Origin of the sequence: Candidatus Methylobacter oryzae, assembly GCF_003994235.2 — a bacterium.
In the GTDB taxonomy this organism is placed as follows: Bacteria; Pseudomonadota; Gammaproteobacteria; order Methylococcales; family Methylomonadaceae; genus Methylobacter_A; species Methylobacter_A oryzae.
On the sequence record NZ_RYFG02000109.1, the window covers coordinates 47,927 to 62,904 of the forward strand.

General features: G+C 49.6%; 9 protein-coding genes. All 9 read left to right on the forward strand.

The window, feature by feature from the left end:
- The first annotated feature begins 252 nt into the window (after positions 1-252).
- The 9 genes from EKO24_RS15635 to EKO24_RS15675 all read left to right on the forward strand — a co-directional run bounded on the left by EKO24_RS15635 (position 253) and on the right by EKO24_RS15675 (position 14,976).
- The gene (locus EKO24_RS15635; protein ID WP_127028370.1) at positions 253-1,443 is read left to right on the forward strand and encodes a cytochrome P450; all 1,191 of its coding nucleotides are present in this window, start codon (positions 253-255) and stop codon (positions 1,441-1,443) included.
- 370 nt (positions 1,444-1,813) lie between these two features.
- Positions 1,814-4,156, forward strand: a complete 2,343-nt coding sequence (locus tag EKO24_RS15640; protein WP_127028369.1) for an alpha/beta fold hydrolase — start codon at positions 1,814-1,816, stop codon at positions 4,154-4,156.
- A gap of 482 nt (positions 4,157-4,638) precedes the next feature.
- Positions 4,639-5,778 (forward strand): thiolase family protein, encoded by a 1,140-nt coding sequence (locus tag EKO24_RS15645; RefSeq protein WP_127028368.1) that lies wholly within the window; start codon positions 4,639-4,641, stop codon positions 5,776-5,778.
- Positions 5,778-8,090, forward strand: coding sequence for a 3-hydroxyacyl-CoA dehydrogenase/enoyl-CoA hydratase family protein (locus EKO24_RS15650; RefSeq protein ID WP_127028367.1), 2,313 nt, complete (start codon positions 5,778-5,780; stop codon positions 8,088-8,090). Before EKO24_RS15645 ends, EKO24_RS15650 begins: the two co-directional genes overlap by 1 nt.
- 200 nt (positions 8,091-8,290) lie before the next feature.
- On the forward strand, positions 8,291-10,726 hold the full coding sequence (locus EKO24_RS15655; protein WP_127028366.1) for an acyl-CoA dehydrogenase: 2,436 nt from the start codon (positions 8,291-8,293) through the stop codon (positions 10,724-10,726).
- 146 nt (positions 10,727-10,872) lie between these two features.
- Positions 10,873-11,163, forward strand: coding sequence for a nucleotidyltransferase family protein (locus EKO24_RS15660; protein WP_127028365.1), 291 nt, complete (start codon positions 10,873-10,875; stop codon positions 11,161-11,163).
- Positions 11,160-11,522, forward strand: a complete 363-nt coding sequence (locus EKO24_RS15665; RefSeq protein WP_127028364.1) for a HepT-like ribonuclease domain-containing protein — start codon at positions 11,160-11,162, stop codon at positions 11,520-11,522. Before EKO24_RS15660 ends, EKO24_RS15665 begins: the two co-directional genes overlap by 4 nt.
- A gap of 154 nt (positions 11,523-11,676) precedes the next feature.
- Positions 11,677-13,590 (forward strand): LTA synthase family protein, encoded by a 1,914-nt coding sequence (locus EKO24_RS15670; protein ID WP_127028363.1) that lies wholly within the window; start codon positions 11,677-11,679, stop codon positions 13,588-13,590.
- A 126-nt stretch (positions 13,591-13,716) separates the two neighbouring features.
- Positions 13,717-14,976 carry a formylmethanofuran dehydrogenase subunit B gene (locus EKO24_RS15675; protein WP_127028362.1) on the forward strand — a complete coding sequence of 420 codons (1,260 nt, stop codon included), beginning with the start codon at positions 13,717-13,719 and terminating at the stop codon, positions 14,974-14,976.
- Positions 14,977-14,978: the final 2 nt, after the last annotated feature.

Here is a 14,978-nt window from a genome sequence, read left to right on the forward strand (position 1 = left end):
TATTCCTTAAAATTAAATAAATTGGTTTTGTGTCGGTTGAGGGTTATCTTTGTTAAATATAGAAAAATCTGTTGGTTTAACTTAGATAAAATATTTTTAACAGGATAGAGATGATATTGTAAGCTATAACGTTAACAATATGGGGCAAAAAACTGACATAATTTAACTACTGACATTTTCAGTAAATATAGATAATGCGATTTAACATTTATCCTACCGAAAAAATACTCAATTATATAGAGATATTTGCTTATGCAACTGGACCTTCAATCTCCCGAATTTATAGCAAACCCTTACCCGACTTATGCCAGATTGCGCGAACAAGCTCCGATCTATCCTTTAGAATCAGGAGCATGGCTCATAACCCGCTACCACGATGTTGAATACTTGTTGAAAAGCCCGCTTTTAGATAAAGATGTTTCTTCCATATATGTTCAACTTTATGGACGCGATATGAACGATGAACCAGCTTATCGTATTCATAATAATTTCTGGGCGTCAATGAGTTCACTCGGCCGACGTAAACTGGTCGTTAAAGCACTTAATGCCGGCAGAGTTAGTGAGGTGCGTGCGCTGGTGCAAAAAAGTGCGGATCAGTTAATCGATAAATGGATAGAGCTTGGACAGGCTGATTTAATGAATGTTTTTGCGTATCCGCTACCCGTGCAAGTTATCTGCAATATGCTGAACATTGAGCTGGAACAGAGCCTTGATTTTTTTGCGGAAACTAAGCTCATGTCGAGAGCTGCCGAACCGCATCCTCTTAACGCTGCGGAATTAAATGAAGCTAATACCGGAGCATTGCGTTTAGAGATGTTTTTCCGTGAAATTTGCCGCCAAAGGGGTGAACAGCTTGGGGAAGATTTAGTTTCTCAGTTACTGATAGCTGAAGAAGGGGGCGAACGTCTAACCGAAGACGAAATTATCTCCAACCTTATCGTATTGTTTGTTGCGGGGTACGGAACTACCGCCAATGCATTGTGCAATACCTTGCGACTGTTGTTTCTTTATCCCGAACAAAGAGAATTGTTGATTGCCAAGCCGGAACTTTTGTCCAATGCAGTAGATGAAGCGTTGCGTTTTAATTCTTCAGCGCCTATTACTTTTCGTACCGCCATGGAATCGTTTGAATTTAACGGTGTTCAAATTGGCGCTGGGGATGGAATTTTTCTGGCTCTTGATTCGGCAAACCACGATCAGGAGATATTTGTTGAACCCGATCGTTTTTGGATAGAGAGACCTCTAACTGTAAAAAAACCACTTACTTTTGGACTGGGTAGCCATTATTGTCTGGGAGCTAAGTTGGGAACCGTCGAAGTAGAAGTTGCAGTGGAAACATTATTTCGCCGCTTACCGAATCTAATTATCGATAATATCGATCAATTAAAGTGGCAGCCAACATGGATATTCAGGGGCTTGGAATCTTTACCTGTAAGATGGTAAAAATAAAAACTTTTTCTCATTCTTTCGTAATGCACTCATCGTTATAAGCCGATGTGTCCCTAAGCCGTCCCGCCAATTTTTGCCGGGACGGCGCGAGCTTTAAAATCCCCGCAGTGCGTCTTTACGTTTCACTTAACAGCAATGACGCACTGCGTGGGAATAAGGGCGTCAAAATATTCCCAAGAAGAGCAGGCAACCACCTGCAAATAATTCGTGCCGCCACCTGTACAGCCAGTGCTGCACGTAATAAAAATGACCAAATTGGCGTGCGGGGTGGTAAAAATTCCAATACATAGGTTGTTATGCGAGTTATATGAAAAACGTATATTAGGCATAATGGCGGTTTTCTACATTAGACAATGAAGGTGGTATGAATAAAGCACCTTACCAGGATGATTGGCCTGATATAGATACCAAGCTCTATAATCGCTCGGTCAAGTTGTTTAATGCGGTCAAAAATATATTGAGCGTCAGGCTCGATTTGCATACCGATCCTCAGGTTGTGTTGGAAGGCGACATCTTTCTATTCAACCACTTTTCCCGGTTTGAAACGTTCATCCCGCAGTTTCTTATTTACGAAAAAACCGGGGCTTACAGCTGCTCGATCGCCTCTGGGGAGTTCTTTAAAGAAGACAATGTGCTGTCACGGTATTTAAAGCGTGTCGGTGTTTTTCCTCATAGTCATGAACGCTTATTTCCATTGCTGGCCGGGCAGATTTTACGCGGCCGCAAAGTCATCATTTTTCCCGAAGGCGGCATGGTGAAAGACCGGCGGGTGATCGATAAGCACGGCCATTACAGTATTTTCTCCCGTATCACCGGCAACCGGCGCAAGCATCACACCGGCCCGGCGGTTTTAAGCCAAGGCGTGGAAACCTTTAAAGCTGCTGTTCGCCACGCTCATAGCAAAAACGATATTGCGCTGTTGCGGCAATGGAAAGATGTGCTGCATATCGACAGTATCGACCAATTGATTGCCGTCGCGAATAAACCGACGCTGATGGTTCCCGCCAATATTACGTTCTATCCGATCCGTTCCTCCGAAAATCTGTTGTTTAAAAGCGTTGAGCTGTTTTCCGACGGCCTGAGCTTACGCCAGTCCGAGGAGTTGCTGATTGAAGGCAATATTATGCTGGAGAACACCGATATGGATATACGCATGGGCACGCCTGTTAATCCTTGCAGCGTATGGAATTGGCGCAGCCATTACCTGGTCGGCAAAGTTGCTCTGGAAATAAATACGATAGACGATGTTTTTACGTTGAACTCCAGGCCGCAGAATTGGCGGCAGCGTTTATTAGGGGCTGATTTCATAAACAACGCGCAAATATTGCGCGATCGCTACATGGAAGGCATGTATGCGAACGTTACCGTCAATTTAAGCCATTTGGCTGCGACGCTGATCATGTATTATGTCGGCCAAGGACAATCGCATATCGAGAAAGGCAAGTTTTACAGGATTCTGTACATTGCTATCAAATCGTTGCAATCCAGCACAGTCATTCATTTGCACCGAAGCCTGCTGAATCCCGACGATTACAGCGATCTGTTTAAAGCCACGAATAAGCGCTTCGAGCATTTCATCTCTGCCGCAAAAGAAGCCGGACTGATCAACGAAGACGAAAACAATTACCAGTTTTTACCCAAACTGTGCGTTGAGTCCGACTTTGACAGCATTCGCCTGGAAAATCCAATAGTCGTCTACAACAACGAAGCCGCACCGTTGCATACGGTTCGCGATACCCTGATCGATGCGATAGCCGAATGTTCTGTTGCGGATAAAGCTGAGTTGAGCGGCTTGTCCGCTCAAACGAAACTTATGCCCGTTGGGTGTAAAAATAAATTGGCCGCCTGGCATTTTGAAGACGAATGCCGGACTCTGGCTTGGGAAAAGCAAGCTTATTCGAAACCGGTATTTGTCGACATCAATGGCCATGAAATTGCTGTTGCCGATCCCACGCCTTTTTTCGTCCAGCCTAAAGTTGCCAATGGCATAGGCGTATTGCTTGTTCACGGGTTGCTGGCCAGTCCCGCAGAATTACGAGCTTATGGCGATTATCTGGTTCAGCAGGGTTATATGGTCATAGGCGTTCGCTTAAAAGGTCACGGTACATCCCCTTATGCTTTGCGCGACCAGACGTGGGAGGATTGGTACGGGTGCGTGCAACGAGGCTTCGATATTCTTAAGGCGCATTGTTCGCGTATCTTTGCTGTCGGTTTTTCCACGGGCGGCGCGTTGGCGTTAAAGTTGGCTGCTGAACAGCCTCCCGAAATATTAGGCGTGACGGCTATTTCAGTGCCGCTAAGATTCGTTAATCCCGCTTATATGCTGGTGCCGTTACTACATGGCACCAACACGCTGGTCGGCTGGGTTTCGGCTTATGAGGGCGTAAAGCCTTTCATTGAGAATGAACCGGAGCATCCGAACATCAATTATCACAATATACCGGTCAGGGCGCTTTACGAGTTGAGGCGGCTAATCGCGCATATTGATGAACTGTTGCCGAAGATTAGCCTGCCTATCTTGATTTTGTATGGCGATCAGGACCCGATTGTCTCACCCAAAAGCGCACCGATTATTATGGAAAGATTAGGTTCGGCATATAAGCAAATTCAAGCTATTAAATCCCAACGGCACGGTATCTTGATGGAAAACATCGATGGTACTTGGCGGGTGATTGATAAGTTTTTTAATGAGTTAAAGCTGAGTTGAGCAGCTCGTCTGCTCAATGAAATTTATGCTCTTTGAGTGTAAGAAGATGATAGCGCATTGTCCACGAAAAGCACGAAAGACACGAAAAAATATCGGCCGTATCCGCTCTTAAATTAAAGGTGCTGTCTGTTCAGGACTGTGCCGGTTAGACCTTCCAGATTTTACGACTGCCATGGATGGCGGAAGTGTCGCAATCGGTAGGGAACCGATGCGACCGACTGCCATGGATGGCGGCCGAGACTGCTCCCGGCAGTCCTCGGCATTTCCTCCATCCATGGAAGTCAGAAGTACTGGAGTTGCCGGGAGCGACTCCAGTAAAAACCTGGAAGATCTGCCTAGTGCTAGGCTTTCTGCCTAACGTTAGGTTGGATGGTTTTCATGATGAGAGCGGTCTATAACGATGAGCTCAAGAGCGAGGGAACGATGAGGTTTAACTATTTTCGTGCTTTTCGTGGACAGAATCAGATAGAGGAGATGATGAAATGAAAAATGTAGTTATCGCAGGATATTGCAGGTCGCCTTTCACGCCGGCGCAAAAAGGCCAGTTGGCTAAAGTCAGGGCGGATGATCTTGCCGCGCAGGTTGTCAAAGGCTTAATCGACAAAACCGGCGTTGCCCCGCAGGATATTGAAGATTTAATTTTAGGTTGCGCATTTCCTGAAGGCGAACAGGGTATGAATCTGGCGCGTATTGTCGGTCATCTTGTCGGGTTGCCTGTTCGCGTAGCCGGCACCACCGTTAACCGATTTTGCGGGTCCTCAATGCAGGCCATTCATAATGCGGCCGGCATGATCAGGATGAACGCCGGCGAAGTCTTTATCTGTGCCGGCGTCGAATCGATGAGCCGGGTGCCGATGGGCGGTTTTAATTTTCTGCCCAATCCCGATCTTTATAAAGCCTATCCGCAAGTCTATATGAGCATGGGCGAGACTGCGGAAAACCTGGCCGCGCAATATCATATCGATCGCCAGGCCCAGGATGCGTTCGGCTTGGCCAGCCAGCAAAAAACTGCCGCGGCCCAGCAAAGAGGCGCATTTACCGATGAAATCATTCCGATTAAGCGGCCCGACGGCGAGATTGTTAAGCTCGACGGCTGTGTCAGGGGGAATTCTACATTAGAGGGGCTCGCCGAACTGCAACCGGCGTTTCTTAAAAACGGTACCGTGACAGCCGGAACGTCCTCGCCGATAACCGATGGCGCGGCGGCCGTGCTGGTATGCAGCGAAGAGTATGCAGACGCCCACGGCCTGGAAAAACTTGCCGGAATCAAGTCCATTGCGGTATCGGGTTGTGCGCCGGAAATCATGGGCATAGGGCCGGTTGGCGCAACGCATAAAGTTTTGCAACGTGCCGGTTTGATGTTGCAGGACATCGACATCGTCGAACTGAACGAAGCTTTTGCCGCGCAATCGTTGTCGGTGCTTAAAGATTTGCCGATACCGCCGGAAAAATTGAACTTGGACGGCGGCGCAATCGCTTTAGGTCATCCGTTGGGCGCATCCGGTGCCAGAATTACCGGCAAAGCCGCGAGCCTATTGAAAAGGGAAAACAAGCGTTTTGCCCTTGCGACCATGTGTATTGGCGGCGGTCAAGGCATTGCGACTATTTTGGAGGCTATCTAATGGACATCAAAAAAGTTGCAGTCATCGGGGCTGGTGTTATGGGTTCCGCTATCGCCGCTCATGTCGCCAATGCCGGCATTCCGGTAAGGTTATTGGATATTGTCCCAAAGGACAGCGCTAACCGGAACGTCATTGCCGAATCGGCGATTGCCAAAATGCTCAAAGCCGATCCCGCGCCGTTCATGCATAAAAATAACGCCCGGCTGGTCACGCCGGGCAATATCGAAGACCATCTGACATGGCTCGGCGATGTCGATTGGGTGCTTGAAGCAGTCATTGAAGATCCTGGCATCAAGCAGGCGCTATACCGGAAGCTCGATAATGCCTGCCGCCCGGATACCTTGATTTCATCGAATACCTCGACCTTGCCGTTGAAGCTGCTAACCCACGATATGCCGGACAGCTTCAAGCAGCGCTTCATGATCAGCCATTTTTTTAATCCGCCCCGCTATATGCGGCTGCTGGAACTGATTCCAGGGCCGCAACCCCGGCCCGAATTGGTCGACGCGCTCAGCCGTTTTGCCGATACGCATCTGGGTAAAGCCAGCGTTACCTGCAAGGATACGCCGGGTTTTATCGGTAACCGTATCGGTATTTACTGGCTGCAGTACGGATTGCTGGAGGCGCTCAAGATGGGTTTGACCGTGGAGCAAGCCGATGCGGTGATGACGGTTTTCGGTATACCGAAAACCGGCGTGTTCGGCCTGCTGGATCTGGTCGGGCTCGATTTGATTCCGCATATACTGGGCGGAATGAAATTGGCCTTGCCGAAAGCGGATGCGTTTCATCAGGTCAACCAATTGCCGGAGCTGGTCCAAAAGATGATAGACGGCGGTTACACCGGCAGGAAAGGCAAGGGCGGTTTTTACCGGTTGAATGAAGCCGGCGGCAAGCGCGTTAAAGAGTCGATCAACCTGCAAACCGGCGATTACCGGGCTAGCGAGAAGTTTGCGCTGCCGGAGCCGCCGAAAACGCAAGATGAGCTAAGGGCATTTTTGTTGGGGAACGATGCAATCAGTCAATACGCCTGGAAAGTGTTGTCCGGTACGTTGGCTTATAGCGCCAGCCTGATTCCCGAGATTGCCGATGACATCGTCGCCGTCGATACCGCGATGCGGCTCGGTTATAACTGGAAATACGGCCCGTTCGAGCTGCTGGATCGGATCGGCGTGGATTGGTTTGTCGACCGGCTGGCGGCTGAGAATCGCGATGTGCCGCCATTGTTGGCAAATCGGCATAGTTTATACAAGGTCGATTCCGGCAAACGCTTTTATGCCGGTTTAGCCGGTAATTATCAGCCCGTCCGCAGGAATCACGGTATTTTGCTGCTAACCGACATTAAATTGCAGGCTCCGGCAGTACTTCAAAACCCGTCTGCCAGCCTCTGGGATATTGGCGACGGCGTTGCCTGCCTGGAGTTCCACAGCAAAATGAATACGCTGGATATGGACAGCCTGACGATGGTTCGGCAAAGCGTCGACAAGGTTAAAACCGATTTTTCGGCATTGGTTATTCATAACGATGCGGACAATTTTTCAGCCGGGGCTAATTTGACGTTGCTGGTGCAAGCCATCCACAACCGGAACTGGCCTGAGGTAGAACAATTAATCAAACAGGGGCAACAGACTTACCGGGCTTTGAAGTACGCACCGTTTCCGGTGATTGGCGCGCCTTCGGGACTGGCTTTGGGTGGTGGTTGCGAAGTTTTATTGCATTGCGATGCGATTCAGGCTCATGCGGAGCTATATATCGGACTGGTTGAAGTGGGCGTGGGGCTGGTTCCGGGCTGGGGCGGTTGCAAGGAATATTTGCGCCGTTGGCTGGCATTTTCGAGACGGCCGGGCGGTCCGATGCCGGCTATTGCCCAGGCATTCGAAACAATCGGCATGGCAAAGGTTTCCAAATCGGCGGCCGAAGCCAAAGAGATGTTGTTCTTGTCCACGACCGATGGCATTACGATGAACAAAGACCGCGTGTTGGCCGATGCCAAAGCTAAGGCGTTGAAGTTGGTGCAGGATTATACGCAGCCTGAACCTGCCGTTTTTCAGTTGCCCGGCGCTAGTGCAGTGGCGGCAATGGACGCGGCAATTCACAACCTGAAATTGGCCGGCAAGATCACGGATTATGACGTAGAAATTTCCCGGCAACTGGCGGATGTTTTAAGCGGCGGGCTTTGCGACATTACCGAGCCTCTGGCTGAGGACGATTTGTTGAATCTGGAGCTGAAAGCATTTTTGCATTTGGTCCGGCAGCCGGGCACTTTGGCGAGGTTGGAGCATCTGTTGAAAACAGGCAAGCCGTTGCGTAATTGATTTTTGTCCACGAAAAGCACGAAAGACACGAAAAATGGACGGGTAAAGTTTAATTCGGTTGATTAAGAATGGTGCGTGTTAGACCTTCCAGGTTTTTAAAACCTGGAAGGTCTGCGTACCGATGGTTTCTCACGTAACAAAGAACTTTCGTGCTTTTCGCGTCTTTCGTGGACAAAAGTAATTGATTTAAGGAGTCTTCCATGACCTGGCTAATCTTATTGCTCATTATCCTCAGCGTTCTGGCTTATATCAGCGCGTCGATTCATTTGGCTACATTAGTCATAGCCGGATGGTTGGGAGTTTATTCCTTGTCTGTTGAAAGTGGCATCCTCGTATTTTTGCTTTGGGTGATTTTCGACATCGTTTTTATCCCGCTGAATTTTCCGGCTATCCGCAAACTGTTATTCAGCCGTCCGATTTTCAAGTTGATGAAGCCGATGCTGCCGCAAATGTCGCAAACCGAACGCGAAGCGTTGGAAGCGGGCAATACCTGGTGGGATGCAGAGCTATTTTCCGGAAATCCCGATTGGAAGGTATTGCTGGATCTGCCCGCGCCGAAATTGAGCGCCGAAGAACAAGCCTTCCTCAATGGCCCGGTCGAGACGTTATGCGGCATGCTGGACGATTGGGACATTACCCGCAATCGCTTCGATTTGCCGGGTGAAGTATGGGACTTTATCAAACAGCATAAATTCTGCGGCATGATCATACCGAAGCGCTACGGCGGCCTGGAGTTCAGCGACTATGCGCATTCCGAAGCGGTGATGAAAATCTCCAGCCGCTGCGCTACCGCTGCCGTTACCGTGATGGTGCCCAATTCGTTGGGACCGGCCAAATTATTGCTGTTATACGGCACCGAGCAGCAGAAAAATCATTATCTGCCGCGTTTGGCAACAGGCGAGGAAATACCGGCGTTTGCATTAACCGGCCCCCATGCGGGCAGCGATGCCGGAGCGATGCCCGATACCGGCATCGTCTGTTACGGCAAATTCGAAGGCAAAGACAACGTGCTGGGCATCCGGCTCAATTGGGAAAAGCGCTATATCACTTTAGGGCCGGTTGCCACGGTGCTGGGTTTGGCATTCAAGCTCTACGATCCGAATCATTTGCTCGGCGACAACGAAAACATCGGCATTACCGTTGCGCTGATTCCGACCAATACCCCTGGTGTTTCAATAGGCAGACGCCACTTTCCGCTGGATTCGGCGTTCCAGAACGGCCCGAATTGGGGCAAGGACGTATTTATCCCGATGGACTGGATTATCGGCGGCAAACAGCAGGTCGGCAACGGCTGGCGGATGCTGATGCAATGTTTGGCGACCGGCAGGGCCGTATCGTTGCCGGCTCTTAGCGCCGGCGCGTCGAAAATGCTCAGCCGTAATTGCGGCGCTTATGCCCGGATACGCAAGCAGTTCAACTTGCCGATAGGCGAGTTCGAAGGCATTGAAGAGCCGCTGTCGCGCATGGCAGGCCAGACTTATATTATCGACGCCGCGCGCAAAGTGACCGCCGCCGCGCTGGATGACGGGCAAAAACCGTCGGTTATTTCGGCGATTATCAAATACGAACTGACCGAAAGGATGCGCCGCGTCGTTAACGACGGCATGGACATTCAAGGCGGCTCCGGCATTTGCCTGGGGCCTAAAAACTATCTTGGCCGGATGTACCAGGTGATTCCGGTCAGCATTACCGTCGAAGGCGCGAATATCCTGACCCGCAGCATGATGATTTTCGGCCAGGGCGCGATTCGTTGCCATCCTTACATCCAACGGGAAATGGAAGCTCTGGGCCTGGAGAATCCCGAGTTGGCTTTACAGCAATTCGATGAGGTGCTGTTTAAGCATATCGGTTCCCTATTGCATAATCTGGCCGCAGGTATCTGGCTGGGCTTAAGCGCTGCCCGTTTTATTAACGCGCCCGGCGATCAACATACGCAACGTTATTTCCGTCAGCTTGCGAGGCTTAGCGTCGGTTTTGCGCTGGCTGCGGATTTTGCATTGCTGACGCTGGGCAACTCGCTTAAGCGTAAGGAAAGAATCTCCGGGCGCTTTGCCGACGTGTTGAGTAACCTGTATTTATGCTCTTGCGTGCTGAAACATTACCGGGATCAAGGCAGTCCGCCGGACGATTTGCCGCTGCTGCATTGGGCCTGCCGGCAAACCCTGTATCGCGCCCAGCAATCGTTACTAGCGATTTTTCATATCCTGCCGATGCGGCTTCCGGCTTATCTGTTACGAGCCGCGCTATTCCCCACCGGCAAAGCCTGTGCGCCGCCGGCCGATCATTTGGTTCACCGGACTGCGGCGCTGCTGCTGAACGATTCCGCTACTCGCGACCGTTTAACTCAAGGCATTTATATTAACGATAAGCCCGACGATGCGACCGGTAGGATTGAAGTCGCTTTCCGGGCCGTGCTTGCGGCAATGCCGGTTGAAGCCAAAATCCACGCCGCGCAAAAGCAAAAACAACTTCCGAAAGGCGCGGTTCTGGATCTGCTTCAGATCGCAATCGCCAAGGCTATTATTAGCAACGAAGAGGCTGAATTGATAGTGGCCGCCGAAAAGGCCCGCTTTGCAGCGATTAGCGTCGATGATTTTAGTGCCGGGCAATTTGGCAGGATGGGAGGAACGCAGTAACTCACCGTATTAACAAAAGTCAGGCGGTTTTCTCCGTCATTGCTGCAGCATCCGTGCCCAGCCAGCGTGCTATGCTATTATGCCGGCAGGCAAGCTTGCTGTATGAGTTTCATGCCGCTTCAACATTTTTTCTTGGAGAACCTTGAATGCGTCCATCAATAGCGCTGCAAATTCACCGCGACGCGATCCGCGAAATCGCCTTGCGCCATCGGGTCAAAAACGTGCGCGTATTCGGGTCGGTGCTGCGCGGCGACGATACCGAAGACAGCGATCTGGACTTGCTGGTCGATCCTACGCCGGAAACCACACTAATGGATATTGCCAAGATTCAAGTCGAAGTTGCCCGCATGCTTAATGTTACGGTTGATGTGTTGACGCCCCGAGCATTGCCCGACAAATTCCGCGATCAAGTGATAAAAGAGGCCCAGCCGGTATGAGTAAAAAAGATGCCCTGCGTATTCCCGATTACCTTGGGCATATCATCGAAGCAATTGAGCGTATTCATCGTTATGTCGAAGATTTAGATGAGGTTGCGTTTTTGCAGGATGAAAAAACTCAAGATGCGGTGGTCAGGAACTTTGAGATTATTGGCGAGGCCTCGCGCAACATTGAACGTTATCATCCGGCTTATGCCCAAGCCCATCCTGAAATACCCTGGATATTTATGTACACTATGCGTAACCGTATTGCTCACGGGTATTTTAAAGTGGATTTTGAATTGGTTTGGAAAACCATCCGCGGCGATTTACCCGAACTGTACGAACAAGTCCGGCGCTTGATCGGCCCATTGGCCTAAGTGCGTTATCGGCGCGGACGATTTTAGAGCTCAGCAATTAAGCAACTCCACTGTAAAAGCGTTAGTGTAAAATAACAGCTAATCGATTAGTGATTGACACTAACAGGGCAGCTTTCGACTACCCTTTATTTTATTTTTCAGGTAACAACTTCAAATGGGCGCAAACGCATTGTTTTCAAAGTCGCGGTTCACTATTGTCTTACTGTTTTTATTAATTAATTTAAGTACTTTTGCTTTGCTAAGGGTGGCTTTACTGGTTAAACAACTGGCCGACATCGATTCGCCTGTTTACCAGATCGCGCTGGCTTTTGTGATTGGCTTCGTCCATGACCTGGCTTTTTTCAGCTACTTGCTGATCCCTTTCGTCCTGTATCTGCTGGTGCTGCCGAGCCGTTTTTATCAAAGCAAGATTCATAAAATAATCAGCTTTAGCGTATTTTTTATCTGTTTATACGTGTTGTTTTTTATCGAATTGTCGGAATGGACTTTTTGGGATGAATTTGGGGTCAGGTTTAATTTTATTGCTGTCGATTACCTGATTTATACCCATGAGGTGGTCAGTAACATCATTGAATCCTATCCTTTGGGCTGGTTGTTGTCGGCTATCCTGGTCGTTACCGTGCTATGTTTTTTATCGGTAAGGAAAGCGCTGTCGCGTACCTTTAATGCGGATGAACCGTTTTTGTCGCGATTGAAAATTAGCGGCGCTTTACTGTTGTTGCCGGTAATCAGCTACGCTGTTGTCGGCTCCACTTGGTACCAGTTCTCAACGAATACCTATCTTAATGAGTTGGCCGCCAACGGTCCTTATCAGTTCTTTTCGGCATTTAGAAATAACGAGCTGGATTACCGGCATTTTTACAAGGTAGGCGATGATCAACAATTATCCAGCGTAATCAAGAAACAACTGGGCGCTGAGGACGAATCCGGGAGTTTATATAACATCAAACGCGTGGTTAAACCGGCAGGCGAAGAAAAACGCCTGAATGTCATTTTGATTACTGTCGAGAGCTTAAGCGCCGATTTCTTGGCGACTTTCGGCAATAAAGAGAATATTACGCCGTATATGGATGAGTGGTTTAAAGAGGGTTTGCTGTTTACCAATTTCTATGCAACCGGCACCCGCACCATCAGGGGGCTTGAGTCGTTAACGCTATCCATCCCGCCTACACCCGGCCAAGCCATTGTCAAACGGCCCGATAACGGCAACTTGTTCAGCTTTGGCAGGGTGTTGCAGCAAAAAGGCTACGATACTGCATTTTTATACGGAGGCCGGGGTTATTTTGACAATATGAACGCCTTTTATTCCGGCAACGGTTATCGCATCGTTGATCAAACCGATTTTACCGAGGAAGAAATGACGTTCTCCAATGCCTGGGGCGTTTCGGACGACATTATTTTTAACCGTACTTTAAAAGAAGCCGATAAGGATTTTCAAAATAATAAGCCGTTCTTCTTTCAGATCATGACGACCAGTAATCATCGGCCTTACACTTATCCTGACGGTAAGATCGACTTGCCGCAAGGCAGCCGGCAAGGCGCGGTTAAATATACCGACTTTGCGATACATCAATTCATCGAACAGGCCAAAGCCAAGCCTTGGTTCGATAATACCGTGTTTGTGATGGTAGCCGACCATTGCGCCGGCAGCGCGCGCAAAACAGAGTTGCCCGTCGATAAATACCATATCCCGCTGTTTATCTATTCGCCGAAGCATGTGCCGGCAGTAAGAAACGATACCGTGTCTAGTCAGATTGACGTTGCTCCGACTGTGCTTGGGTTTCTAAATATTAGCTATGAAAGCCAGTTTTATGGGCACGATATTATGCGGATGCGTAAAGAAGAAGGCCGGGCGCTGGTCAGTAATTACCAGAAGCTGGGGCTGTTTAAAGATAATAAGCTGGTGTATTTATCGCCTCAGCAAAAAGTCGATGTAGTCGACGATCCTTTGGGCGCGCACAAGCCGTTGGATATGAGCGCCGCCGATTCGCTGGTAACCGAGAATATGGCTTACTATCAGTCGGCGGATTATATTTGGGCGCATCGTTTGAGCCGGTACCAGCCGTAATACGATAGATAACTAAGCGGATGAAACTCTTGGATAAACGACGAGCCGGGCAAGTGCCGAGGTTGTACGAATAAAGGGCATCTGTCACAATAACAGTAATGTAGTGACTAACAAAAGGACAGCTCTATGGCTGAGATAACTGAAGTACCTAGCCCTTTTTGCGGTATAGGCACCGATGACCTGACTATTCAGGTTAACGGCGTATCGCTAAAAGTGGTTGAAAACGGCTGTGCGGTTAATTCTCCCGCTTTTGAACAGGCTATTACCGATACCAGTGCCCGGGTCGATGGTAAAGAGGTCAGCCTGGAGGCGGCCGTCGCAAAGGCTGCGGCGTTGTTAAAGGATACTAACCAGCCTGTTATCGGCGGTTGTGCGACAGACGTGAACGGCATGCGGGCGTTGTTGGCTTTGGCCGACCGTAGCGGCGCAGTGGTCGATAATATGAATTTTACCGGGGCGCGCAATAATTTTCTCGCGTTGCAAGACTCCGGCTGGATGAATACGACGCTGGCGGAAGTGAAAAACCGCTGTGATTTATTACTAGTGGTCGGCGTCGATCTGGAAAGTTTCTCACCGCGATTTTTCGAGCGTTATCTATGGAATGAAGAATCCATGTTCCTGGACGATACCGGCAAGCGCGAAATTATCTACTTGGGTAAAGCGCCTTCCGGTAATGCATCGACCTCGCCTGGCGGCCGGAAAGCATCGGTTTTTGAATGCACCAACGGCGATTTGCCGGATGTTATCGCAGTCTTAAGAGCGCTGGTTAAAGGCAATCCGATTCGCGTCGATTCGGTCGGCGGTATTGCCGTGGCCGATTTGCAGGCAATTGCCGATAAACTGAAAGCGGCAAGCTATAGCGTAGTCACCTGGGCAGCCGGCGCGTTGGCGTATAGCCAAGCTGAACTGACAGTGCAGACGCTTTCCGAAATGATTAAAGATATTAATAATCTGGACACCCGTAGCTCCGGTTTGCCGTTAGGCGGTAAGGAAGGCGATCAGACAGCCAACCAGGTTTGCGGTTGGACGACCGGTTATCCGGCGCGTACACGCTTTTCCAGCGGCTTTCCCGAGTACGATCCTTATTTGAACGATACTAATTTTCTGTTGAACAATGGCGAGGCGGATGCGCTGGTTTGGGTTCAGGCATTCAATGCGAAGGCCGTGCCGCCGGTAACGGATTTGCCGACGATTGTCGTGGGGCGTTCCGGAATGACTTTTGCCAAAGAACCGGATGTGTTTATTCCAGTCGGTACGCCGGGCATCGACCATGCCGGCCACGCTTACCGTATGGATAACGTGGTTGCGATACGCTTGAAAAAGTTGCGCGAATCCGGCCTGCCCAGTACGTTCGACGTACTTCATGCCATTGAACAAGCATTGTAGGT

Coding starts and splice junctions, on each gene's coding strand:
- EKO24_RS15635 (WP_127028370.1), top strand. CDS start 253: ATGCAACTGGACCTTCAATCTCCCGAATTTATAGCAAACCCTTACCCG.
- EKO24_RS15640 (WP_127028369.1), top strand. CDS start 1,814: ATGAATAAAGCACCTTACCAGGATGATTGGCCTGATATAGATACCAAG.
- EKO24_RS15645 (WP_127028368.1), top strand. CDS start 4,639: ATGAAAAATGTAGTTATCGCAGGATATTGCAGGTCGCCTTTCACGCCG.
- EKO24_RS15650 (WP_127028367.1), top strand. CDS start 5,778: ATGGACATCAAAAAAGTTGCAGTCATCGGGGCTGGTGTTATGGGTTCC.
- EKO24_RS15655 (WP_127028366.1), top strand. CDS start 8,291: ATGACCTGGCTAATCTTATTGCTCATTATCCTCAGCGTTCTGGCTTAT.
- EKO24_RS15660 (WP_127028365.1), top strand. CDS start 10,873: ATGCGTCCATCAATAGCGCTGCAAATTCACCGCGACGCGATCCGCGAA.
- EKO24_RS15665 (WP_127028364.1), top strand. CDS start 11,160: ATGAGTAAAAAAGATGCCCTGCGTATTCCCGATTACCTTGGGCATATC.
- EKO24_RS15670 (WP_127028363.1), top strand. CDS start 11,677: ATGGGCGCAAACGCATTGTTTTCAAAGTCGCGGTTCACTATTGTCTTA.
- EKO24_RS15675 (WP_127028362.1), top strand. CDS start 13,717: ATGGCTGAGATAACTGAAGTACCTAGCCCTTTTTGCGGTATAGGCACC.